At 64.9% G+C, this 23,205-nt stretch carries 19 protein-coding genes and 2 pseudogenes; 10 read left to right on the forward strand and 11 right to left on the reverse strand.

The features are described from left to right. Nucleotides 1-110: pseudogene (locus AC1Q6X_RS24640) on the forward strand (IS1595 family transposase); the annotation flags it as partial. A gap of 16 nt (nt 111-126) precedes the next feature. Here the strand turns inward: AC1Q6X_RS24640 and AC1Q6X_RS24645 are convergent. Further along, nucleotides 127-465 (reverse strand): hypothetical protein, encoded by a 339-nt coding sequence (locus AC1Q6X_RS24645; protein WP_492420370.1) that lies wholly within the window; start codon nt 463-465, stop codon nt 127-129. Between the two features lie 294 nt (nt 466-759). On the opposite strand from AC1Q6X_RS24645, the gene AC1Q6X_RS24650 reads away from it, so the two are divergent. From AC1Q6X_RS24650 to fdhD, 4 genes are all read left to right on the forward strand, one after another. Beyond that, a complete protein-coding gene (locus tag AC1Q6X_RS24650; protein WP_070219547.1) occupies nt 760-1,842 on the forward strand; it encodes a calcium:cation antiporter in 1,083 nt (360 codons plus the stop codon). A 162-nt stretch (nt 1,843-2,004) separates the two neighbouring features. Beyond that, nucleotides 2,005-3,462: a Ppx/GppA phosphatase family protein gene (locus AC1Q6X_RS24655; protein ID WP_492498732.1), complete on the forward strand. Its 1,458-nt coding sequence runs from the start codon at nt 2,005-2,007 to the stop codon at nt 3,460-3,462. A gap of 93 nt (nt 3,463-3,555) precedes the next feature. Beyond that, nucleotides 3,556-4,248 carry a hypothetical protein gene (locus AC1Q6X_RS24660; RefSeq protein ID WP_492498681.1) on the forward strand — a complete coding sequence of 231 codons (693 nt, stop codon included), beginning with the start codon at nt 3,556-3,558 and terminating at the stop codon, nt 4,246-4,248. Nucleotides 4,249-4,324: 76 nt separating this feature from the next. Beyond that, a complete protein-coding gene (gene fdhD / locus AC1Q6X_RS24665) occupies nt 4,325-5,143 on the forward strand; it encodes a formate dehydrogenase accessory sulfurtransferase FdhD (protein WP_492498683.1) in 819 nt (272 codons plus the stop codon). On the opposite strand, the gene AC1Q6X_RS24670 is transcribed toward fdhD, so the two are convergent. Further along, a complete protein-coding gene (locus AC1Q6X_RS24670) occupies nt 5,119-5,274 on the reverse strand; it encodes a hypothetical protein (RefSeq protein WP_492498684.1) in 156 nt (51 codons plus the stop codon). The two genes, fdhD and AC1Q6X_RS24670, sit on opposite strands and share 25 nt — an antisense overlap. A 106-nt stretch (nt 5,275-5,380) precedes the next feature. After that, nucleotides 5,381-5,623 (reverse strand): annotated as a pseudogene (locus AC1Q6X_RS24675) (CbbBc protein); the annotation flags it as partial. Nucleotides 5,624-5,769: 146 nt separating this feature from the next. On the opposite strand from AC1Q6X_RS24675, the gene AC1Q6X_RS24680 reads away from it, so the two are divergent. Then, the gene (locus AC1Q6X_RS24680; RefSeq protein ID WP_070219538.1) at nt 5,770-6,531 is read left to right on the forward strand and encodes a GNAT family N-acetyltransferase; all 762 of its coding nucleotides are present in this window, start codon (nt 5,770-5,772) and stop codon (nt 6,529-6,531) included. Here AC1Q6X_RS24680 and AC1Q6X_RS24685 read toward each other — a convergent pair. The 3 genes from AC1Q6X_RS24685 to AC1Q6X_RS24695 form a co-directional block, all read right to left on the reverse strand. Then, the gene (locus AC1Q6X_RS24685) at nt 6,464-11,941 is read right to left on the reverse strand and encodes a CHAT domain-containing protein (protein WP_492498685.1); all 5,478 of its coding nucleotides are present in this window, start codon (nt 11,939-11,941) and stop codon (nt 6,464-6,466) included. The two genes, AC1Q6X_RS24680 and AC1Q6X_RS24685, sit on opposite strands and share 68 nt — an antisense overlap. A gap of 266 nt (nt 11,942-12,207) precedes the next feature. Then, nucleotides 12,208-12,495, reverse strand: coding sequence for a hypothetical protein (locus AC1Q6X_RS24690; RefSeq protein ID WP_034757399.1), 288 nt, complete (start codon nt 12,493-12,495; stop codon nt 12,208-12,210). A 181-nt stretch (nt 12,496-12,676) separates the two neighbouring features. Next, nucleotides 12,677-13,369 carry an ABC transporter ATP-binding protein gene (locus AC1Q6X_RS24695; protein WP_070313594.1) on the reverse strand — a complete coding sequence of 231 codons (693 nt, stop codon included), beginning with the start codon at nt 13,367-13,369 and terminating at the stop codon, nt 12,677-12,679. A 321-nt stretch (nt 13,370-13,690) separates the two neighbouring features. Here AC1Q6X_RS24695 and egtD point away from each other — a divergent pair, with 321 nt between their 5' ends. Beyond that, nucleotides 13,691-14,683 (forward strand): L-histidine N(alpha)-methyltransferase, encoded by a 993-nt coding sequence (egtD, locus tag AC1Q6X_RS24700; RefSeq protein ID WP_492498686.1) that lies wholly within the window; start codon nt 13,691-13,693, stop codon nt 14,681-14,683. 7 nt (nt 14,684-14,690) lie between these two features. Next, complete coding sequence (gene egtB, locus AC1Q6X_RS24705) at nt 14,691-15,923, forward strand: ergothioneine biosynthesis protein EgtB (protein ID WP_492498687.1); 1,233 nt, start codon at nt 14,691-14,693, stop codon at nt 15,921-15,923. Nucleotides 15,924-15,939: 16 nt separating this feature from the next. On the opposite strand, the gene AC1Q6X_RS24710 is transcribed toward egtB, so the two are convergent. The 5 genes from AC1Q6X_RS24710 to AC1Q6X_RS24730 all read right to left on the reverse strand — a co-directional run bounded on the left by AC1Q6X_RS24710 (nt 15,940) and on the right by AC1Q6X_RS24730 (nt 21,417). Beyond that, entirely contained in the window at nt 15,940-17,544 is a 1,605-nt protein-coding gene (locus AC1Q6X_RS24710; RefSeq protein WP_492498688.1) for a methyl-accepting chemotaxis protein, read from the reverse strand. A 329-nt stretch (nt 17,545-17,873) separates the two neighbouring features. Continuing rightward, nucleotides 17,874-19,580, reverse strand: coding sequence for a 2-isopropylmalate synthase (gene leuA, locus AC1Q6X_RS24715; protein WP_070219528.1), 1,707 nt, complete (start codon nt 19,578-19,580; stop codon nt 17,874-17,876). A 353-nt stretch (nt 19,581-19,933) separates the two neighbouring features. Continuing rightward, nucleotides 19,934-20,203, reverse strand: coding sequence for a barstar family protein (locus AC1Q6X_RS24720; protein ID WP_492498689.1), 270 nt, complete (start codon nt 20,201-20,203; stop codon nt 19,934-19,936). A gap of 14 nt (nt 20,204-20,217) precedes the next feature. After that, entirely contained in the window at nt 20,218-20,880 is a 663-nt protein-coding gene (locus tag AC1Q6X_RS24725) for a hypothetical protein (RefSeq protein WP_492498690.1), read from the reverse strand. 90 nt (nt 20,881-20,970) lie between these two features. Next, nucleotides 20,971-21,417: a hypothetical protein gene (locus AC1Q6X_RS24730; protein ID WP_492498691.1), complete on the reverse strand. Its 447-nt coding sequence runs from the start codon at nt 21,415-21,417 to the stop codon at nt 20,971-20,973. 178 nt (nt 21,418-21,595) lie between these two features. On the opposite strand from AC1Q6X_RS24730, the gene AC1Q6X_RS24735 reads away from it, so the two are divergent. Beyond that, nucleotides 21,596-22,504, forward strand: coding sequence for a patatin-like phospholipase family protein (locus AC1Q6X_RS24735; RefSeq protein ID WP_492498692.1), 909 nt, complete (start codon nt 21,596-21,598; stop codon nt 22,502-22,504). A gap of 70 nt (nt 22,505-22,574) precedes the next feature. Beyond that, the gene (locus tag AC1Q6X_RS24740; protein ID WP_070219521.1) at nt 22,575-22,982 is read left to right on the forward strand and encodes a GlcG/HbpS family heme-binding protein; all 408 of its coding nucleotides are present in this window, start codon (nt 22,575-22,577) and stop codon (nt 22,980-22,982) included. Nucleotides 22,983-23,205 lie beyond the last annotated feature (223 nt).

The raw sequence follows: 23,205 nt of genomic DNA on the forward strand, positions 1-23,205 counted from the left end.
TGCCGAATTACCTGGGGTGGCGCTGGATACTGGACGCCGGGCGCATCCGCTCCCCAGAAACATTATTGAAGGCAACACTGGGAGCATTCCCACATTTGACGGTGACATAGCCATATCTAAACCGGCTTATTTCTTGTGCGAGCCCAGCCAGCTGGGTTCCTTGCCGCATTCTTTGGGCAAGAACAGCGCATCGAGGCCCGGATCGCAGCGCCGGTCAGGCGCCTTCATCGGCTCGACGCTGAGCCATTCGCTCTTGGGCAGTATCTTTTCTTCGCGTGGCGCCACGGGCGGCGCGGGCGGCAGGCTGTCTTGCCAGCGTGCCTCCGGGGCAGGCGCGGGCGCAGTGGCCCAGTTGGCGTCAACCTGCGCTGCCTGCGCCGGCGGTGTGTCTGCGTGCGCGGCGGCGCACAGCAGGCTGCCCGCGAAGAAGAACGCGCGCATGGCTGTGCTGTTTATGGAAATCATGGTTTGTCCTTGGTCGGTGCCTGGAAGGCGGACCCTGCATTATGACGGCGGCAGCAAGCAAAAAGACAAGAAAATTGCAACGGCATGTTACCAAAGGGACTATAGTTACTGGTAGCAAGCAGGTGCACTGTGGCAAGGTGATTGAAAGGCGGGTCAGGCGCGGGTCGCCGTCACTCGAGATGTGTATTCCCTAACTTGCATTTAAGCTAGGCAAGTTATGCTGTGGCATGCACGCCAGGCTGTCCTTTGCCGTCCGCACCGCGCCCCTCTTTTTTTACTCTTGCCAGGCCCATAATGAAAATGCTCAAATCCCTGCCTGTATGGCCGCTTGCCGCCCCGCTTGCCGGCTGGCTGTTCCTGTTCGGTTCCACCCTCAATCTCGGCGGCGCCTATCAGATCCTGCTGGTGGCTGGCCTGATCGGCAGCGTGCTGGCCGCCGTGTACCACGCGGAAGTGGTCGCGCACCGCATCGGCGAACCGTATGGCACCCTCGTGCTGGCGCTGGCCGTGACGCTGATCGAGGTGGCGCTGATCGTCTCGCTGATGCTGGCCGGCGGACCGGAAACGACGGGGCTGGCGCGCGACACCGTGTTTGCCGCCATCATGATCATTTTGAACGGCATCGTCGGCATCTGCCTGCTGCTGGGCGCCGGGCGCCACCGCGAGCAGACCTTCGGCCTGCTGGGCGTGAGCGCGTCGCTGGCCACCCTGGCGGCCATCGCCATTTTGACGCTGGTGCTGCCGAACTACACGTCGAGCGCCGCCGGCCCGTACTACAACTCCAGCCAGCTCATTTTCATCGCCGTCATCTCGCTGGTCCTGTACGGCACTTTCGTGCTGGTGCAGACGGTCCGCCACCGCGATTACTTCCTGCCCAAGGAAGCCGTCGGCGATGAAGAGGTGCATGCGGCGCCGCCCACGCCCACCGTCGCCTGGGTCAGTGCCGGTGCGCTGCTGGTGTGCCTGGGCGCCGTGGTGCTGCTGGCCAAGTCGCTGGCGCCCGCGCTGGAGACGGCCATTGCCGCCATGGGCGCGCCGAAAACCCTGGTCGGCATCGTCATCGCCGCCATCGTGCTGCTGCCCGAAGGCCTGGCCGCCGTGCGCGCCGCGCGCGCGAATCGCCTGCAAACGAGCTTGAACCTGGCGCTCGGCTCCGCGCTGGCCAGCATCGGCCTGACTATTCCGGCTGTGGTGGTGGTGTCGCTGGCCACGGGCCTGACCATTACGCTGGGACTCGATATCAAGTCGACGGTGCTGTTGCTGCTGTCGCTGATGGTGGCCACCCTGTCGCTGGGCACGGGCCGCACCACGGTCATGCAGGGCACGGTGCACCTGGTGATTTTCGCCGTGTATCTCTTTACCACCATCGTCCCATAAGCTGCCGCACGGCTGCCGTTTTGTCACAATCCTGTCACGCCGCTGTCATACGATGAGGGTAGTGTGGTAGGATTTTTAAATCGTTTAAATGATTTATATAGTTTAGCAACTGAATTTGCCAACTTTTCAGTTGGCACAGTCATGACAAGACAAGAGGCCAGTATGTATGCAGCGGTGGACCTGGGGTCCAACAGTTTTCGTTTACACGTCGGCAAGCATGATGGCGACACCATCCGCGTGGTCAAGAGCGTGCGCGATCCGATACGCCTGGCCGCAGGCCTGGACGCCAATGGCGACCTGACCGAAGCGGCCATGCAGGGCGCACTGGCCTGCCTGCAGCGCTTTCGCGCCATTCTCGCCGGCTTCGAACTCGATGCCGTGCGCGTGGTGGCCACGTCGGCCATGCGCGTGGCACGCAACGGCGCCGTCTTCCTGCCGCTGGCCGAGCAAGCCATCGGCTACCCGATCGAGATCATCTCGGGCGAGGAAGAGGGCCGCCTGATTTACATGGGCGTGGCCAATGCGCTGGCCATTCCCGGCGAACGCCGGCTGGTGATGGATATCGGCGGCGGTTCGACCGAACTGATACTGGGGCGCGGCAACGATATCGAACGCGTGGAATCCTTCAGCCTGGGCACGGTCAAGCAAAGCCTGTCGTTCTTCATCGGCGGGCGCATCGACGCGCCGTCGTTCGAGGCGGCCATCCTGTCGGCGCGCAGCCATTTCGAGGATGCCGCGCCGCCGTACCATCCGCAGCACTGGAAGACGGCTTACGGCTCTTCCGGCACCATCCGCACCATCGCCGACATCATCGCCCGCAACAAGCTTGGTGACGGCTTGCTCACCAGCGTCAGCCTCGATGCGCTGGCGCGCCGCTTCATCGAACTCGGTCATACCAGCCGCATCGACATGCCGGGCTTGCGCCCCGACCGCGCCAGCACCATCGTCGGCGGCCTGGCCATCCTGATCGGCTTGTTCCGCGAACTGGCCATTCCCGCCATGACGCCGATCGAGGCCGGTTTGCGCATGGGCGTGATGTGGGACCTGTACCTGCGTTCGACCAAGCGCGACCGCCGCGAACAGTCGGTGCAGGGTTGCATGGAGAAATTTCATATCGACCAGCAGCGCGCCGGCCGGGTGGCCGAGCAGGCGCTGGCCATGTACGCGCAGCTCAAGCCCACGTCCGATGCCCTCGTGAAATGCCTGCGCTGGAGCAGCCTGCTGCACGAGGTGGGTATGGCCGTGTCGCAGACGGGTTATCACAAGCATGCATCGTATATCGTGGAAAATGCGGACTTGCCCGGTTTTACCACGCGCGAACAGAAGACCATGAGCCGGCTGATCCTGGCGCAGAAGGGCAACTTGCGCAAGATCGGCGAGGTGCTGTCCGACCCCGATTTCGCCAAGGCCGTGCTGGCGCTGCGCCTGTCGATTCTGCTTATGCATGCGCGCATCGAGGCCGATTTCAGCGAACTGCGCCTGCGCATGAAGAGCCGCATCGAACTCGACATCAAGCGCGGCTGGGTGGCGCACCATCCCACCGTGTCGTTCTGGATCGAGAAGGAGCAGGAATTCTGGGATGAGGTCGGGGTCGATTTCACCATCCGCGCCAGCGCCTAGAAGGTCATGGCATGCGCATGACTTGATGTGCAGCAAGCAAGATTTCAAAAAACAGTATATATTGTTTATATTATTTACTAGATTGGAGAATTCATGACCAAAACCACCCCAGCGAAAAAGGCCGACAGCGCGCCCGTATCGATGTTCCCGACCAGCGCATCGATCAACGCGGCAGCGGCCAAGGCCGCACCGGCTGCCAAGCCTGCAGTGAAGCCCGCCGCGAAGCCGGCAGCCAAGCCGGTGGCCAAGGCCACCGTCAAGCCAGTGGCCGCCAAACCGGCCGCTGCGAAGCCGGCGGCAGCGAAACCTGTGGCCGCCAAGGCGCCTGCCGCCAAGCCGGCGGCCAAGGCCGTCGTGGCCAAACCTGTCGCCAAGGCCGCTGTCAAGCCTGCCGCCAAGACGGCAGTAAAAACCGTTGCCAAGCCAGTGGCCAAGGTTGCTGCAAAGCCCGCCGCCAAGCCGGCAGCGAAAACCGCCGTCAAACCGGCTGCCAAGGCCGCCGCCAAGCCTGCGCCAGCGAAAAAAGCGCCGGTCGCCAAGGTCGCCGCCGTCAAGGAAAAAGCCCGCAAGCCGAAACTGGTGCGCGACAGCTTCACCATGCCGGAAGCGGAATACGAAGTCCTGGGCCAGGTCAAGAAAGCCTGCCTGAAGGCCGGATTCGAGATCAAGAAAAGCGAATTGCTGCGCATCGGCGTGGCGCTGATCAGCCAGATCGACCTGGCCACGCTGCAAAACGTGCTGGCCGGTTTGCCGCAGCTGAAAACGGGCCGTCCGAAGAAGGATTGATGGCGCGGGCAGGGGCCGCCCCCTGCCTGGCCGTTCTGGTTTACCATGGGGCCTGTGATAGTTCCCCATGGTTGCCATGTCAGAAGAAACAGAGATCGAACGCGCCGGCTTCGTCGAGCGCGCCATTGTCCGCCACTGCGGCGGCGAATCCACTGCCGCCATCGACCACGTCGCCGAGGAAATCCCCGTCGCGCTGGTCTTCAATGGCATTTCCCACGTCGTCATGATGGCCACCCCGCGCGACCTGGAAGCGTTTGCCTACGGTTTTGCGCTGACGGAAGGCGTGGTGGCATCGGCTGCCGCCATCTTCGATTGCGAAGTGTTGCTGCGTCCCGATTCCGCCGAAGTGGCTTTGAACATCGCGCAGGAGGATTTCGTGCGCCTGAAGGACCGGCGCCGCCAGCTGACGGGCCGCACGGGCTGCGGCGTATGCGGCATCGACAGCATCGACATGCTCGATTTGCGGCCCGCGGCGCTGCCGCCGTCCCTGATCCGCGTCGACTTGCCCGCCGCGCTGGCGCGCGCATCGGCCGGCTTGCGCGAGCACCAGGCGCTGATGCGGGAAACGGGCGGCGTGCACGCGGCCGCGTGGTGCACGCCCGACGGCGACATCGTGCACGTGTTCGAGGATGTCGGCCGGCACAATGGTCTCGACAAGCTGATTGGCTACCTGGCGCTGCACGATATCGACATGCGGCGCGGCTTCGTCTTCCTGTCCAGCCGTGGCAGCTACGAGCTGGCGCGCAAGGCGGCGCGCATGCAGATACCCTTGCTGGCGACGATTTCCGCCCCCAGTTCGCTGGCCATTTCCATCGCCACGCAGGCCGGCATGAAGCTGGTGGGTTTCTGCCGCCAGGACGCGTACGTGGACTACACGCCGGATATCGTCATCTGAACATTCGCCGCTTGTAGCAGCACCGGCACGGACTTCGACGTCGGCGTGCCGGCGCCGTCGGCCGTGCTGGCCAGCGGCACCAGCGCATTCGTCTCCGGGTAGTACGCCCAGGCAGCCGCGCGGGATGTCATAGGCGACCAGCCGGAAACCATCGGCCCGGCGCGTCACGCCATCGTCCCAGCCGCCTATCAAATCGACCATGTCGCCATCCGTAAAATCCAGCATGGCGATATCGGCCGCATTGGCGGCGACGGCCTTGGCGCCGTTTTCGCAAATGGCGAACGTGGACGCGTGGTGGCGGTCGGGCCAGGCGCAGCCGGGGCAATCGAAACCGTCCGGCTGGTTTTGCGCCAGCAGCGCCTTCAGATTCCCGGGCGCGACGCGCTCCTGGCGCAGGCTGATGGCCGCGTGTTTCAAGGCGTCCCAGCCGGCGGCAGGCTTGGTGTAGGGCGTGATGTGGACGGCGTCGGTGTCTGTCATGGGCTCTTTCGGCCGGGCGAGTGTGGTAATTATGCACGATCCCCACATGGCATTGCCTTGCGTCATGGAAATGACATTCGGCTGTCATTTTCCTGACATATTAGGCAAGTACGCTGGAGTCGTCTTGATCACAGGGGGATGAAACCATGCAAAACATAATCGCATCAAACGAAGCCAAGGCCCGGCCGGTCCAGCTGGTGCTGAGCCAGGCCTCCACGGCGGCGGAATTGCGCGAAGTCCAGCGTTTGCGTTACAAGGTGTTTATCGAGACGATGGGATTGACGTCGCTGGCCAACGCCGATGGCCTCGACAGCGATGAATTCGACGCGCACTGCGATCACCTGATCGTGCGCGACGCCGACACCCTGAAAGTGGTGGGCACCTACCGCGTGCTGAGCGCGGCCAAGGCGGCCAAGATCGGCCGCCTGTATGCGGAAAACGAGTTCGACCTGAGCCGCCTGAAGAACCTGCGCGGGCGCATGGTCGAAGCGGGCCGCGCCTGCATCCACCCGAAATACCGGGGCGGCAGCGTGATCATGCTGCTGTGGTCGGGCCTGGCCGAGTACATGCGCCGGGAGCGCTGCGACTACCTGGTCGGCTGCGCCAGCATCAGCCTGGCCGATGGCGGCCATAACGCCGTCGCCGTGTACCAGGCGCTGGCGGAAAAGCACATGGCCCCGAGCGAGTACCGCGTCACGCCGCACCTGCCTTTCCCCATCCACCAGGTGGAAGCGGCGCACAAGCCGCAAGTGCCGCCGCTGATCAAGGGTTATCTGCGTTCGGGCGCCTGGATTTGCGGCGAGCCGGCCTGGGATCCTGATTTCGAAAGCGCCGACATGTTCATGATGATGCCGCTGGCGAATCTGGACGAGCGCTATGCGCGCCATTACGGGGTGGTGCCTGGCTAAGGCTGCCAGGGCTCGCGCCGGGCAGTGAGGCCTGCAGCTGGCTGGCCAGCGCCTGCACGGCGCTGCGCAAGCCGGTCTCCGGGCTGTCGGGCGGCAGCAGTTCGAGCAGGAAGCGCAGCGGCGCCGTGATCGTTTCGGGTTCGCCGATGCTGCCGTGGCGCCGCACGGCGTCGTGGTACAGGGCCAGGAAGGCGGCGCGCGCGGAAGAGTCGAAGGACTGGCCGTCCGGCGCCTGCCACAGGGCCGCCAGCAGGGCGGCGCGCACGGGGGCGCCGGCGTCGATGGCGCGGTGTTCATCCGCGTGGCGCTGGCGCGCATAGGCGATGGCGTCGTGCAGCAAGTCGCCCAGCTGCGGATCGAGCGCGCGCCAGGCGCCGCCGTCGCCATGGGCTTTCAGCAGCAGGGCGCCCGCCAGCGCCTGGAAAATCAGGTCGCAGTCGGCCGCGCCGCTGCGCCGCCGCGCTTCTTCCAGCGCGGCCAGGCAGGCGTCCGTCATGGCGCGCAGGGCCGATGCGCCGGAGTTTCCTTCGCGGCAGGCCAGGCGCGCCTGCAAGGCCCAGTAGCGTCCCAGCAGGGCCAGGCGCTGCGCCGTGGGCGCCAGCGCCACCAGCAGGTCGATATGCTGTTTTCCATCCTGCAGCAGCTGGCGTCCCTGGGCCGGGTCGGGCACGGCGGGCACCTCGATGCCGGCACCCGCATCGAGGCCGCACAGGGCCGCGCCCTGGCGTATCTCCAGTTCCGCCCAGTGCGCGAGCGCGCGCAAGCCCACCTTGCCGTCGGCCGCGCTGTGCGCCGCCCGGTAATGTTCGATGGCGCGCAGGGTGTTCTCCAGTCCACCGAGACCGGCGCGCGTGGCGGCCATGTTTTCGCGGATGTCGGCGCAGCCGAAGAAGCGCGCGCGCACGGCTTCCTCGATGCTGCCCAGCTTTTCCTCGATGGCCGCGCGGCGCGCAGGATCGGCACCCGCCAGGCGCGCGTGCAGGGTTTCCAGGTCGGCCAGCAAATGGCCGTGGTAGTGGTAATCGGGCGCTTGCCAGGGCCGGCTCTGCGTGTTCGGAAAGCGGTAGCGGTCGTCGCCGTACGCCTGGTAGGCGCCCCAGGTGTTCGAGGCGGGGAACTGCAGATACGCCGCCTCGCGCGCCAGGCGCACGGCGTCGCCGAAGTATTCGCCGCTCAGCATGGCGTGGTAAAAGCTGTGCGCGAAGATGCTGGCCGCCTGATCGTCGATGCGCCAGCCGGCCGCGATCACCGCTTGCGAGCCCATTTCAATGAAGGCCGTGGCCAGGCTGGCGGCCAGTTTCGACCATGGCGCGATGGCGTCCGGGCGCATGTCGCCCAGGTGGCAGCAATTGATGAAGACGAATTGCGGCACGCGTTTCAATTTCCCCACCTGCGCCGCCGTCAGCCGCGTCTTCGGTCCCAGCACCAGGCCCGTATGCGCGATGCCGGGGCCGGCCACTTCGCCGTGGCCGGCCAGGTGGATGGCGAAATAGCGCTCGTCGAACAGGTGCACCAGCACGCGCTGCGCCTGCGGGCGCAGCAGCTCGCGCACCTGGTAGCCGTACGCGCCGAACATGCGCGCCACGTCCTGCGCCTCGGCCTGCGCGGCGGGCAGCTCGGGCAGGCCGGAATCGGTATCGCCGATCACCAGCACGCTGTTGCTGGGCGGGCTGACGGCCGGCGGCTGCTCGCGCAGGCTGGCCAGCTGGCGCACCATGCCGATGCGCGTCGACAGGGGGCTTTCCTCGCTGCCCGCCTCGTCGCGCATCAGTTCCCACGGGTAGATGGCGGCGCTCTGGTCGACGGCCAGGATCAGGCCGCGCATCTCGGGGATGGCCGCCTTCAGGCCATTGGGCAGCATCAGTTCGTACAGGGCGCGCGACAGGCCCGGCTGGTCGGTGGTGTTGTCGGTGGCATCCATGATCAGGCCATCGACGGCTTGCCGCTGGTTCGGCTCCTCGTCGACGCTGTTGTGGGCGCGGTCCGTCAGCACCGTGAAGCGCAGGGCGCCCGACAGATCGGCGGCGACGATCTGCACGCGGCGCCAGCCGTTGTCGCCGCTCAGGCTGGGCAGGATGCGCCGGTAGCCGCCGGGGCTGTGGCGGATGCGCCGCTCGAACGTGAAGCTGCCCTGGTAGCGCGCTTCGGCCATGATCTGTTCGATGGCCACGGCGGCGGCGATGGCGCGCGCCTCGGACTGTTCGTAGATGGCGATATGGCCGATGCGGCAGGTCATGCCCGCGTCTTCGAGGCGCCGGTTGGCGCTGCGCGCGCCGTCGATCAGGGCCCGCGCGCACAGGGCGATGCTCAAGCCGCCGTAGCCGGAACCGGACAACAGGCTGGCCACGCGCAAGCCGTGCTCGCCCATCGGCGGCGTGGCCACATGGCCGGCGGCGCGCACCTGCAGGCAGACGCACGCGTATTCGAGCAGGCCGCCGGCAAAGGCGCGCGCCAGTTCGCCCGGCGTCAGCTCGCCCAGCGCGCCCAGGCCGATGACGATGGCGCCGCCGGGCCGGCGCGCCGCATCGGGCTGCAGCACCACGAGGGCGGAGTCGGGGCGCTGCGGAAAGCGCCCGAGCGCGTGGATTTCCTGCAGCTTGCCCGCCAGCAGGCGGTCGAGAAAACTCATGCTGCCGCGCAGCGATTCGGACGCGTAGCAGCCGCTCATGACGGGCGCATCGGCCGAGGCCATGCTGCCGTGGATGACGGATAAGCTCAGCTGCGGCGCGCGGCTTTCCGGCGCGCTGGCGGGCCCGGCGGCGCCGATGGCCGCGTCGAGCAATTCCTGCGGCTGCGGGTACAGCGGCGTGGCGTCGGGCACGTAGGGATGGAAGCGGGGCGGGGCGCCGCCCGGCGCGTGCGGCGGGTGCCGGGGCAGGGCGGCGCCCTGGCCGCCGTCAAGCAGCTGCGCGATGGCCGGGTAGTATTCTTTTTGCAGCAGCAGGTCGCCGTGCGCCACCGGCAGGTAGCAGGCCGCCACGCCGTCCGGCACCGCGCCTTGCCAGGCCGTGCGGCCATCGCCGTCCGGCGACCAGGCCGTCTCGATGGCGCCGTCGCGCAGGCGCAGCGCCACCGGCGTGTCGGCGCAGCCGGCCAGGTAGCTGCAATGGCGCGCGTCGAGCGGGGCCGCTTCCAGCAGGGTCACGGTGGCGCGCGCGGCGGCCAGCGCCGGCGCCTCGGGCGCCTGCCAGCCGCCGGGCAGGCCCGCTTGCGCGTCGCCGGCGGCCAGCTGCGCCCAGGCGCCGGCGTCGAAATAATCGATGGCGCCCGCCTGCGGCCACGGCAGCATGTCGAGCACGCCGGGAAAGGCGCGCACGAAGCCGAGAAACTGGCGCCGCGTGTGCTTCCAGCCTATCCAGCAGGCCAGCATCTGCACCAGCCGGTCACGCCCCAGCAGCACTTGCACCATCGCCTGCGTGCCACGGTTGGCCGTGCCCACCTGCAGCAATCGGCTGCCGGGCAGGGCGCCGAAGCGCTGCCAGCGGTCCTTCAGGGCCAAGCGCGCCACCAGTCCGCCCATGCCGTGGGCGACGATGCGCAACGGTTGGCCGCGCTGTTCGGCGTCGCGCATGGCGTCGTCGAGCACGGGCAGGAAGGCGCGGCACGACTCCTGCAGCGACAAGCGCCAGTCATAGGTAAAGGGCCGCACTTCCTGGCTTTGCGCGAGAAAGCGGGCGAACGGTTCATAGCATGACTCGAGCCAGCCGGCGCTGACGATGTGCGGCTGGCCGACGGCCAGGCGTTCGATGCGCCCTTCGACCAGGTTGACGGGGTCGAACCAGATGCGGTTGCTGCCCACTTGCAGGTGGCTGCCCATGATGTCGGGCAGCAGCAGCACGATGGGCGCGTGCGCGCGCCGTTTCGGCACTTCGCCGCCGCGCGCCAGCGGGCCGTGCTCGATGCCCGGCAGCGGCTGGTAGGCGGTCTCGTCGCCGGCGAGCGCCTGCACGGCGGCCTGGCTCGATGGCGCGCGCTCGAAGTAGTTCAGGTGGTGCGTGTGCGGCCCGCGCAGCAGCAGTTGCCGCACGGGCGTGCTGCGCGTGGCGCCGCCGGCCATCGAGGCGCAATTGACCACCAGGTCGTTCTGCCCGCCGTACAGCTGGTCGTCGAGGCAGTCGCCCAGCCAGCCCAGCAGGCCGTCGCCGCTGCACGCGCCGGCCAGCACGTGCAGCGGACTGGCCACGCGCACGTCGGGCGCGTTGAGCAGCGCCACCAGGGGCGAGTCGGGCATCATCGCTTCCAGTCCCGGCAGGATGCGCGCGTCGCAGCGCTGCTGCACCACGGCCAGCAGGAAGGCCATGGCGCCGTCGGGAACGCCGCCGTGCAGCAGCAGGTTGAACATCACGCTGGCCCAGCGGTCCAGGCGGCCCGACATCAGGGTGGTGCCGCGCGACGGGCAAGCCACGCGCACGAAACGGGCGATGCGGATGGCGCGTGTTTTCAGTTCCACGCTCAATTCGCGCAGGCGCACCGCATCCGCGTCGTAGCCGCCGCGTCCGCCCAGCCGCGCCTGCGCCGTGAAATGCTCGATATCGTGGCTGTTGAACGCTTCGCCGCCCACCGTGTTTTCGCTCAACCGCTCCAGGCCGTCGCCGGCCAGGTCGACGGCGCCGCGGCTGTCGATGCGCTGCGCCCGGGCCAGCAATTCGCCCACCAGGCCGCCGCGCGAATGGGTCAGCAGGTGCAGCACGGCGCCGTGCGGCAACTGACGCACGAGGGCCAGCGCGTTCTCGATGGGACTGTCGCTGAGGCTGCGGTGCTCATAGCCGTAGATGCGGTTGCCGTACTGCGCCGCCAGTTGCGGCGCCAGGCCGTTGCGCCACAGGCCGGCAAAGCTGCGCTGGGTCGACGAGGCCGTGCCGTGCAACAGCAGCAGCACCGGTTCCGGCCCGGCGGGCAGGCTGGCGACGGCCGTCATGCCGCCCGCCTCGATGCCGCAGCGGTACAGGCCCAGCCGTTGTTCCAGCTGGCGGTCCTGGAAGGCACCGGCCGCCGCCAGCGCCGTCATGGCGGCGGCGCCGCAGCGGTACACGCGCACGGCCCGCAGCATCCAGGCGCCCAGGCCGTCGCGGCTGGCGCCGGGCGGCGGGCGCGCCGCCTGCGGGCGCAGGGCCAGCCCCACTTCGATGCTGGCGGGCGCGCCGTCGCGCGCCAGCGTGGCCGGCCCCAGGTAGCGTGGCAGGTCCAGGCTGCCTGCCAGCAGCGAACTGCCGTCGCACAGCAGCAGCTGCACCACGTCGGCCGGGCCGATATCGAGGGCGATGCGGCAGCTGCCGATGCCGCGCGCGCTCGACAGCACGTGGGTTTCGCTGTGCCAGCCGGGCGCGGCGGGGCAATCGCCGGCGCTGGCGAGGGGATCGCGCGTGAGCGTCAGGCGCAGCACGGGCGGCGCAAGGGGATCGCTGGACATGCGGTTGGGATCACTGGTTAAAAGCTGACCTTGATGCCTGCGCGGACTATGCGTGTTGTGTCAGATCAAGTATGTGTGGAAATGCAGGGGGAGAAGCTGGGAGGGCTGGCGCGGCAGGGCAGAGAAACGGTCAGCATGGTTTGGGCTGGGTCTCTTCGCTATCGTGCTCGGATGTTGTGCGGTGAGCGAACTACGCGAATTGTATGGCAAAAGTTCATGGCGCCGGGGACCTGGGTGCCTGGCATGGCATTACAACAGCGGGTGGTTCAATGGACTGGTGTGGCGGACAATTCCTTCAGTTCGCGGATGGTGATGTCCGATTTTTCATGCATGCGCAATAAAATCGTTGCACCGACCGACAGTTTGCCGTGCCGAATCTTGCTGATGATGGGAGGCTGAACTTCCAGGACGCGGCACAGTTCCGCATCATTTTTCAAGTTCAGCTTCTCGATCAGGGTATCGAGCAGTTTGTTCGGCACAAAACTCGATGGTTCGAGCGCACGCGCCCGGTTCATCGCTTCAATCATTTCCAGCTTCTTTTGTCGAACGTTCATTTACTCCTCCTTCAGGTTATGCAAGGGACGAGACCACTTTTTATATGGTCCCGGCTATAGTTCGTCATCGCAGTACGGCTGTCTGGGTGACGTGACAACATTTGCGTTACAACATTGATAACCAGGCAAGTGTTTTCAATAATACTACGATAACAAAACTTGTGACAGATGGTCAGTTAAATTAACTGATTGTTTGATCAATTTGGTTGACGGTTGTTGTATTTTGTAAGCCGCTTTTCGTCAGAATCATGGTCCGGTCCGCCATTTCGGCGGCGGCCAGCGAGTGCGTGACCATGATCGCGCAACTGCCGTTGGCCTTGATTTCGGCGCGCAGCAATTGCAGGATGCTGTGCGCCGTGTCCGGGTCGAGGTTGCCGGTGGGCTCATCGGCCAGCACCAGCGCCGGCTTGTGCACGAGTGCGCGGGCGATGGCCACGCGCTGCATTTCGCCGCCCGACAATTGCTGCGGAAAGTCGCCGCCGCGTCCGCCCAGGCCGACGGCCTCGAGCATGCTGGCGGCACGCTCCTGGGGCAGTCCGTTGAGCAGCAGCGGCAGGGCCACGTTTTGCAGCAGGGTCAGGTGCGGCAAGACGTGGAACGCCTGGAAAATAAAGCCCATGCGGGCGCGACGCAGCCGGGTGGCGGCGGCGTCATCGAGGCTGGACATGGCAATGCCGTCCACCAGGATAGGGTGCGCTTCGGCACCCGCATCGGGCGTATCGAGGCCGGCGATCAGGTTCAGCAAGGTCGACTTGCCCACGCCCGAATCGCCCATGATGGCGATGAATTCCCCCGCCTTGAAGCGGCAGGAAAGGTTGGCCAGCACGGGACGGGCATTGGCATAGGACTTCGACAGATGGCGCAATTCGAGCATGGTGATCTTGATTAATAACGGCTATCGTAAAGGGAGGCACGCGGGGGAGAGGGGGGCCTGGGAACTGCAAGGGGCGCGGATTGTTTGGCCGGCAATGTGTAGTATACGACAGCCTTATCATTTTTGCTGGGTAATACCAATTTTATGTGAATGCCGGCTGTTTGACCTTAAGTTACCTGCCGCACGGCTGGCTTGCGCGGATTCCGCTATGATGGAAAAAAGTCATCGGCAAGGCGCCCGCACACCGCTGCGGCAGGGGCGGCGCGCCCGGTGGCTGACCGTGCAAGCCCTTCGTGAACCTCATATTGACGACGCCAGCCCATGACCATGCCACTCGCGCAACAGCAGTCCGATTTGTATCCCGCCAGCAACGCCAGCGCGGCCAGCGCCACTCCTGTCACGATAGCCGAGATCAGCGCAGGACTGTTGGCGCGCGATGCCTGGACGTCGCCCAAGTACCTGTACGACGCGCTCGGCTCGAAACTGTTCGAAGCCATCTGCGCCTTGCCCGAGTACTATCCGACGCGTACCGAGGCGGCCATCTTCGCGCGCCACGGCGCCGAGATCGCGCACGCCGTGGGGCCGGGCAGCACCCTGATCGACCTGGGCGCGGGCAACTGCGCCAAGGCCGCCAGCCTGTTTCCCCTGCTGCATCCGGCGCAATATGTGGCCGTGGATATTTCCTACGATTTTCTCAGTGAATCGCTAAGCCGGCTGCAGCAGCGCTTTCCGCATATCGAGATGACCGGTCTGGGCCTGGATTTCTCCAGCCGCCTGGACTTGCCCGACAGCGTGCGCGACGCGCGGCGCCTGTTCTTCTATCCCGGCTCGTCGATCGGCAATTTTGCGCCTGAGCAAGCGACCGCTTTTTTGCGCCGCCTGCGCGCGAACGCGGACGGCGATGGCGGCCTGCTGATCGGCGTCGACCTGATCAAGGACGACGCCATCCTCGACGCCGCCTATGACGATGCGCTGGGCGTCACGGCCGCTTTTAATCTGAACATGCTGCGCCACGTGAACGGCCTGATCGGCGCCGACTTCGACGTGCGCGCGTGGCGGCACCACGGCTTTTTCAACGCCGACGAGCACCGCGTCGAGATGCACCTGGAAGCACGCAGCGAACAAGTTGTCCATTGGAAAGGTGGCCAGCGCCGTTTCGCGAAAGGTGAACGCATCCATACAGAGGACAGCTATAAATATACGCGCCCGGCCTTCGTCGGCTTGCTGGAGCAGGCGGGGTTTTCCACCGTGCAAGTCTGGACGGACCCGCAGCAGTGGTTTGCCGTCATTTATGCGCGCATCATCAGGGACTAAGAAAAAGATGCTGATCGATCATTACAATACAGTGCGCCAGCACTCGCTGCGGCTGGCCGAACCCCTGTCCGACGAAGATTGCGGCGCCCAGTCGATGCCGGACGCCAGTCCCGTCAAATGGCACCTCGCGCATACGACCTGGTTTTTCGAAACGTTTATCCTGGAAAGCATGGAAACGGCGTTCGCGCCATTCCACCCGGCCTTCCGCGTGCTGTTCAACTCGTATTACAACGGCGTGGGCGAGAAGCACCCGCGCGCCCAGCGGGGCTTGCTGACGCGCCCCGGCATGGCGCAGGTGCGCGCCTACCGGGCCGACGTCGATGCGCGCATCGCGCGCCTGCTGGCGGGCGAACTGGCGCGCGACGAACGCGAACGGCTGACCATGCTGCTGGCGCTGGGCCTGGAACACGAGCAGCAGCACCAGGAATTGCTGTTGACTGACGTCAAACACCTGCTGGCGCAGAGCGCCCTGTTTCCTGCCTATCTAGACGGCGCGGTGGCGCCGGCGCGGCAAGCCGCGCAGCCCACGGCCTGGCTCGCCTTCGACGGCGGCCTGGCGCAGATCGGCCATGCGGGCGACGGCTTTTGCTTCGACAATGAATTACCGCGCCACCCGCAATACGTGGCGCCGTTCGAACTGGCCAGCGCGCTGGTGACGAATGGGGAATTTCTCGCCTTTATCGAGGCGGGCGGCTATCGCACGGCGCATTGGTGGCTGGCTGAAGGCTGGGACTGGGTCCGTACGCAACAGCTGTCCTGCCCGCTGTACTGGCAGTGCGACGAGGCGGGCCGCTGGCAGGAATTCACTTTATCGGGCTTGCGCCCGCTGGACCCGCAGGCGCCGGCCACGCACTTGTCGCTGTTCGAGGCCGATGCGTATGCGCACTGGGCCGGTGCGCGTCTGCCGACGGAAGCGGAGTGGGAAGTGGCGGCGCAGGGCGTCGACATGCAGGTGGGCCAGCTGCATCCGGCGGCCGGCGCGCCGGGAACGGGACTGCGGCAGATGTTCGGTCATTGCTGGCAGTGGACCAGCAGCAGCTATGCGCCGTACCCGGGCTACCGCACGGCGCCCGGGGCGCTGGGCGAATACAACGGCAAGTTCATGCTGAACCAGTATGTGCTGCGCGGCTCGTCGTGCGCCACGCCGGCTGGCCATGCGCGCGCCAGTTACCGCAATTTCTTCCCCGCCGGCGCGCGCTGGCAATTTACGGGCATCCGCCTGGCGCGCCAGGTGGAATAAGCAAAGGTGGAATAACTTAGTGCAGGCGCGGGACGGCGGGCGCGTCAGGGCGGGACGGTGCCTTGGCGCTGGCGTTCTGCTCGAGCTTGAACTGGCTGACGAGGGTTTCCAGTTCGCCCGCCTGCTCATGCATGGCCGCCGCCGCCGCGGCCGCTTCCTCGACCAGGGCCGCGTTCTGTTGCGTCGTCTGGTCCATCTGCATGATGGCCGCATTGATCTGCTCGATGCCTTCGCTCTGCTCGTGGTTGGCGACGCTGATTTCACCGACGATGGCGCTGACCCGGCCCACGCTGGCCACTACTTCATCCATCGTGGCGCCCGCCTGGCTGACCAGCTGCGCGCCCTGGCCGACCCGCGTGACGGAGTCGGCAATGAGTTCCTTGATCTCTTTTGCCGCCGCCGCCGAGCGTTGCGCCAGGTTGCGCACTTCGGATGCCACGACGGCAAAGCCGCGGCCTTGCTCGCCGGCACGCGCCGCTTCCACGGCCGCATTCAGTGCCAGGATATTCGTCTGGAAAGCGATGCCGTCGATGACGGCGATGATGTCGACGATCTTGCGCGACGAGGCATTGATGGCGTCCATGGTGCCGATCACTTCCGCCATGGCCGAGCCGCCGCGCTGCGCAATGGCCGACGCCGAGCGGGCCAGACTGTCGGCCTGGCGCGCATTGTCGCTGTTGCTGCGCACGGTGCCCGTCAGTTCGATCATCGACGAGGCCGTCTCTTCCAGCGCGCTGGCCTGCGCCTCGGTGCGGGCCGACAGGTCGGCATTGCCGCTGGCGATCTGGCTCGACGCCACGGCGATCGTACCCGTGCCGCCGCGCACTTGCCCCACGAGGGTGGCCAGGTTGGTGTTCATGTCGCGCAAGGCCTGCAGCAGCTGGCCCGCTTCATCCTTGCCGTCGGCCGCGATCTTGCTGCTCAAGTCGCCTCCAGCCACGGCTTGCGCCACGCGCAGTGCATACGCGATCGGCGTGGTGATCGAGCGCGTGACCCGCCAGGCAAATAGCACGCCCAGCAGCAGGGCGGCCGTGCCTAGGCTGGCCATCAGCACATTCGCCGCGGAAATATTCTGCTGGATTTGCTGGCCGCCATGCACGACCACGCCGCGCTGAATTTCATTCAGGCGGTTCACCGTCTTTTGCAGTTGGTTCAGGGCGGGCAGGGTATCGTCGCGCACGTGCTTGGCCGCTTCCGCGCGCTGCCCCGCCACCAGCAGCTTGTCTGCCTGGCTGAACGAGACGACATAGGCCTTGCGCTGCTGCTTCAGGGTGGCCAGCAGTTCCTTGCCTTCCGGCAGCACGATCAGGCGGTCGAGGATGGCCAGCGCATCGGTGATGGTGGCCTTGTTGGCATCGATTTCGCCATGGATGGCGTTGGCGCGGGCTGGATCTTCATGGATGAACAGTTCCAGCACCAATGCCGCGTTCGAACGCGTCGTGCTGCGGATGGTGGCGATGGCGTCCGCCTTGGCCCAGTCTTTCTCGATGATGGACTCGCTGAGCGCGCCGATCTTGTCCAGCCGGAACAGGCCCGTTCCCACCAGCACTGCCATCAGCAGCAGCACCACGCCAAAGCCGGCACCCAGGCGCGCGCCTATCTTCATATCCGTCAATTTCATACTGATTCCCTCGGTAGCGAAAGTAATCCTCAAGAAATCATTGGCAATTTATAGCGAACAGAAACAGATGTGATGCTAGGCGCGCTCTGCGACGCAGTGCAAGCACTGCTAGCGGAGGGCAACAAAGCAGCACGCTGTTTATGGAAGCTAGAAATGACAAGAATTTATTGGGGGTTACTTTTAAATCTGTCCCCGGTGGTCTTATTATGAGTCGATTATACGGCGCGTGATGCTTCTTTTACAGCAACAATTGCCTTACGGAAATGAAAAAGCGGCACGGCGATCAAGCCGTACCGCTTTTTTTCCCTGTGCGAGAGGGAATGCAGTCCTTAGACGGCGCTCGCCGCCACGTTGGCCGTTGTTGTTTTTTCGGCTTCCGTCTGCCCGATGCGGCGGTTCACGGCCGACAGCACGGCCTTGAACGAGGCGGTGACGATGTTGCTGTCGATGGCGGCGCCGAACAGGGTCGGGCCGTTATCGAGGCGCAATTCCACGTAGCACGCCGCTTGCGCGTTGGCGCCGGAGCCGATCGAGTGTTCGTGGTAATCCATCAGCTTGATGTCGAGACCGAGCGCATTGACGAAGGCGTCGATGGGGCCGTTGCCACCGCCTTGCAGGGCCAATGGCGTCTGGCGGTGCGACAGGCTGATGTCGATCTGCACGGACTCGTCGCTGCTGGTGTCTTCCACCATGCGGTGCGAAGCGTAGGCGTACGGCGCCGTTTGCTCCAGGTATTCCTTCTGGAAGATTTCATGGATATCCTGTGCGGCGATTTCGCGGCCCGTGGCGTCGGCCACGGCTTGCACGGCGCGCGAGAATTCGATCTGCAGGCGGCGCGGCAAGACCAGGCCGTATTCCTGTTCCAGCAGGTACGCCATGCCGCCCTTGCCGGACTGGCTGTTGACGCGGATCACGGCGTCGTAGCTGCGGCCCAGGTCGGCCGGGTCGATCGGCAAGTAGGGCACTTCCCAGATGCTGTCCGGTTGTTGCTTGGCAAAACCTTTCTTGATCGCATCCTGGTGCGAGCCGGAGAATGCCGTGAAGACCAGGTCGCCCGCATACGGGTGGCGCGGGTGGACGGGCAGCTGGTTGCATTCTTCCACGCACTTGCGCACGGTATCGATGTCGGAGAAATCCAGGCCCGGGTGCACGCCCTGCGTGTACAAGTTCATCGCCAGGGTGACGAGATCGACGTTGCCCGTGCGCTCGCCATTGCCGAACAAGCAGCCTTCGACGCGGTCGGCGCCCGCCATCACGGCCAGCTCGGCCGAGGCGACGGCCGTGCCGCGGTCGTTATGCGGGTGCACGCTGATGATGATGGAATCGCGGCGCGCCAGTTTGCGCGACATCCATTCGATCTGGTCCGCATACACGTTGGGCGTGCTGCATTCCACGGTCGATGGCAGGTTGATGATCATCTTGTTGGCGGGCGTCGGCTTCCAGATGGCGCTGACGGCGTCGCAGATATGTTTGGAGAAATCGAGTTCCGTGGTGGAGAACGATTCCGGCGTGTATTCAAAGCCCCATTCCGTTTCCGGATGCTGGGCCACCAGCTGTTTTACGAGGGTAGTGCCGGTGGTGGCGATAGTCGTGATTTCTTCGCGCGACATGCCGAACACGACCTTGCGGAACACGGGCGCCACGGAGTTGTACAGGTGGACGATGGCGCGTTTGGCGCCGACGACGGATTCCACCGTGCGGCGGATCAATTCTTCGCGCGACTGGGTCAGCACGATGATGGTGACGTCGTCCGGAATGCGGCCTTCATCGACAAGCTTGCGCACGAAATCGAAATCCGTCTGCGATGCCGATGGGAAACCCACTTCGATTTCCTTCAGGCCGATGGCGATCAGCATCTCGAAGAACCGCAGCTTCTTTTCCGCGCTCATCGGCTCGATCAAGGACTGATTGCCGTCGCGCAAGTCGGTGCTCATCCAGATCGGCGGTTTGCTGATGATCTGGTTCGGCCATTGACGGTCGGTCAATTTAACTGGAGGAAAGGCGCGGTATTTGGAAGCTGGGTTTTGCAACATCATGATCGGGTACTCCTGAAGATAGGGGGGAAATCAATGGTTGTGGCGCAAGCTTGCCGGGCGGCCACGCAACACTAGGCCAGGCAAGCGATCGGTAGCGGTAGCAGTGCGGCCGCGATGCCGGCAGGGGCGGTCGCAGCGGGGATTACGTGTACGTATGGGGATGGTGCAAACATCATCAAACCTTCCAGGGTTTTTGAAACACGCCGGCGTGTGGCCAGGCGAAGCAATGCGGCAAACTTATGCGCGTGCTAGTAGTAGTCGCGATAGCGACAGCAGGGAAGGGGAAGAATGTTTGAAGGAGGACATGCACTCAATGTAAGGGATGTCGGGCGGGGCTGTCAAGCGTTTCCGTTTTACATGTAGTGCACGTGTGATGCCCCGTTCGGCATTTCCTGCCGCGCGCGTTCCAGGCAGCGCCGCAACAGGGCCGCATCGCGGGGCAGCCGCGACGCGAGCCCCTGCCAGCCCAGCAGCTCCAGCTGTTGCGGCATGTCCACCAGGCCCGTGATGGCATCCCAGAAGGCATCCCAGTTCATGCCGTAGAAGGAAGGGAAATCCAGTGCGGCGGCCAGGGCGGCATGCAGCTGGCGCGGCGAGTTGATCTCGCTCAAGTCGATTGTCACGAGGGCGCGCCTGTTCACAGTATGCCCTTGAGCAAGTTCTGCAGGTTTTGCCGCATGCCGCCCACCACCGCCTCGTGCTGCTCCAGGATGGCGGGCGCATCCTTGAACGGTGCCGGGTCGAGGTACAGGCGCGGCAAGTCGGCGACGGCCACGCCGCGCGGGCCGCCGCGCAGGATCTCGTCCACATGCTTGTTGATCGAGTGGATGGCAGCCTGGATGCGCGGCGTGGAAGATGCCGCCAGGCAGGCGGCCAGCGCGGCGTCGAGTTCGGCGCGCGCGGGCGCCTGCGGCAGCACGGGGGCGGCGACCTGTTCCAGCGGCGACATGTTGACGGCTCGCTTGCGGTAGGCCAGCAGGGTATCGAGCGCCATCAGCCGGTGTGCGCCGCCCCGTTGCAGCCAGTCAACGATTTGCGGCCACGGCGTGTCCAGCAGGGCCGCCGCCACGCCCCATTGTCCCGCCACGGGCGAGCCGATATTGGCGTCGATCCAGGCGATTGCGGCCGGATTGCCCGTGTAGGCCAGCAGGATGGCGTTCGACGAGCGCAGCATGGGTGCCTGCGTGGCGAGGATGGTGCTCAGCCAGGCGAGGGCGCCATCGGGCGGCTGCCCCGATAGCTGTTGCGCAAATGGCGCGCTCAGGGCGCGGCTGTCGGAAAATTGATATTCGTTGGACATGTTGAGCGATTCGGCGAGTGAGAAGAGGTGGGGCGCTTCGGTATGCGCACAAGCTATCCCAGGGGCAGGGGGGCAATAGAGCGGACGCTGCTATTGCTCCGATTTTTGGCAGCGAGCGGAAAATGGCAAGGCGGTGCTGTTTTCAAACGGGGAATTGAATTCGCCCTTTACTTGCGTCAAGTTGCCGCTAAAGCGCATGGTCAGCGGGCCGCTGCTTGGCCCCGCGTCATATGTGCAAGACAAGCTGTCGCCGCTTTGCCGGCAATCGTAGAAATTACTCGCTTTGCCGCGCCCGTCAATGATGTGGGTGCCTTGCGCGCCGTGCCGGTCGGGGGCGTCGAAGCTGAGTTCAATCGTGTGCTCCCCCTGATCATTGGAAATCTGTATGTTACCCGTGCAGGTAAAGCCCGCCATCCTTTCCGCGATGCTATCTGGGCGCTGCGCCGCGGCGGGGGTGGCGTTGGCGCAGGCTGCACCGAGCAGGGTGGCAACGAGCAAGCATGGGTGCGCGATGAAGCGGAACAGGTCTGTTTTCATAAGCCAGGAGGTGGTGAGGTGGGGAACCAGGCGCCAGTCTAGCAGTCGGCGTGGCGCGCACGGTTCGCAATCTTGTCACTATAAACATTTAAGACCGCCTTCAGTGCTGCCGGCTCCGCTTGCGCTACAATCGGCTCTCCTTTATTGCCACTGCCGCGCGCGGTTCTCTTCTGTCACCATGTTCCCTAAACGCCTGACCCTGCTTGCCCTGGCCGCCTTCGTGCTGGCCGGTTGCGATACCACCGCCCCGAAACCCGTACAAGTATTGACGCCGCTCGAACCCGTCGTCGCTCCCCGCAAGATCAAGATCGGCCTGGCGCTGGGCGGCGGCGCGGCACGCGGCTTTGCACATATCGGCGTGATCAAGGCGCTCGAATCGCAGGGCATCCATGCCGACATCGTCACCGGCACCAGCGCCGGCAGCGTGGTGGGCGCCCTGTATGCGGCAGGCAACTCGGGCTTCGCCCTGCAAAAGATGGCCTTCGACATGGACGAGGCGGCCATTTCCGACTGGGCCTTGCCCCTGTTCGGCAAGTCGTCCGGCGTGCTGAAAGGCGAAGCGCTGCAAAGCTATGTCAACAAGGCGGTCGGCGGCGTGCCGCTGGAAAAACTCAAGATTCCGTTTGGCGTAGTGGCGACCGATCTGAAAAATGGCCAGCCGATCCTGTTCCAGCGCGGTAACACCGGCATGGCCGTGCGCGCCTCGTCGGCCGTGCCCGGTGTGTTCCAGCCCGTGACGATCGCCGGCCATACCTATGTCGATGGCGGCCTCGTCGCTCCCGTCCCCGTGCGCTTTGCGCGCGACATGGGTGCCGACTTCATCATCGCCGTGAATATTTCGTCGCAAACGGATACGCAAAAGGCCATCAGTTCGATGGAAGTCATCATGCAAACCTTCGCCATCATGGGTCAGCGCATCAATCAGTTTGAATTGAAAGATGCGGACGTGGTGATCCAGCCCAGCCTGGGCACCATGAAGGGCAACGATTTCAACAGCCGCAACCAGGCCATCCTGGCGGGCGAGCAGGCGACGTTTGCCGTCATGGCGCAGCTCAAGCAAAAGCTGAAAGCCAAACGCGAGCAGTAGGCGATCATGACGCGATCGCGCCGCTGCGCATTTCGTATACAATTTTGCTTTAACATAACAAGGATGTCTCATGCAATCGAAACCGATTTTGACCCTGGACGACGTAAAGAAAATCGCTGCCGCCGCCGAAGCGGAAGCGGTCAAGAATAACTGGGCGGTCACGATCGCCATCGTCGACGACGGCGGCCATCTGGTATGGCTGCAGCGCATGGATGGCGTGGCGCCGATCTCGTCGCACATCGCCCCATCGAAAGCCAAGACGGCCGCGCTGGGCCGCCGCGAATCGCGCATCTATGAAGAGATGATCAACGGCGGCCGCGTGTCGTTCCTGAGCGCCCCGGAAATCGACGGCTTGCTCGAAGGCGGCGTGCCCATCGTGTACGACGGCCACTACGTGGGCGCCGTCGGCGTCTCGGGCGTGAAATCAGCCGAGGATGCGCAAATCGCCAAAGCGGGTATTGCAGCTCTGACGGCCTAAGTACTACGCGTAGCTGCAGAACTAGCCGCTCCGCGCAAGCCGGGCGGCTTTTTTCTTGGGGCGCAGGATTTATGTTGCTGCGCAAAAAAATGCCGGGCTTTCTGAATTTTCTTCCTTGTGGAAAAGCTTCCTTTTGGTTATAATTCAAAGGTTTAGCCAATCACACATATACCGTAGCGACTACCCATCCCCTCATTCAAAATGACCGTTGAAACACCCTGAG

Source organism: Janthinobacterium sp. GW823-FHT06H09 (genome assembly GCF_058794735.1).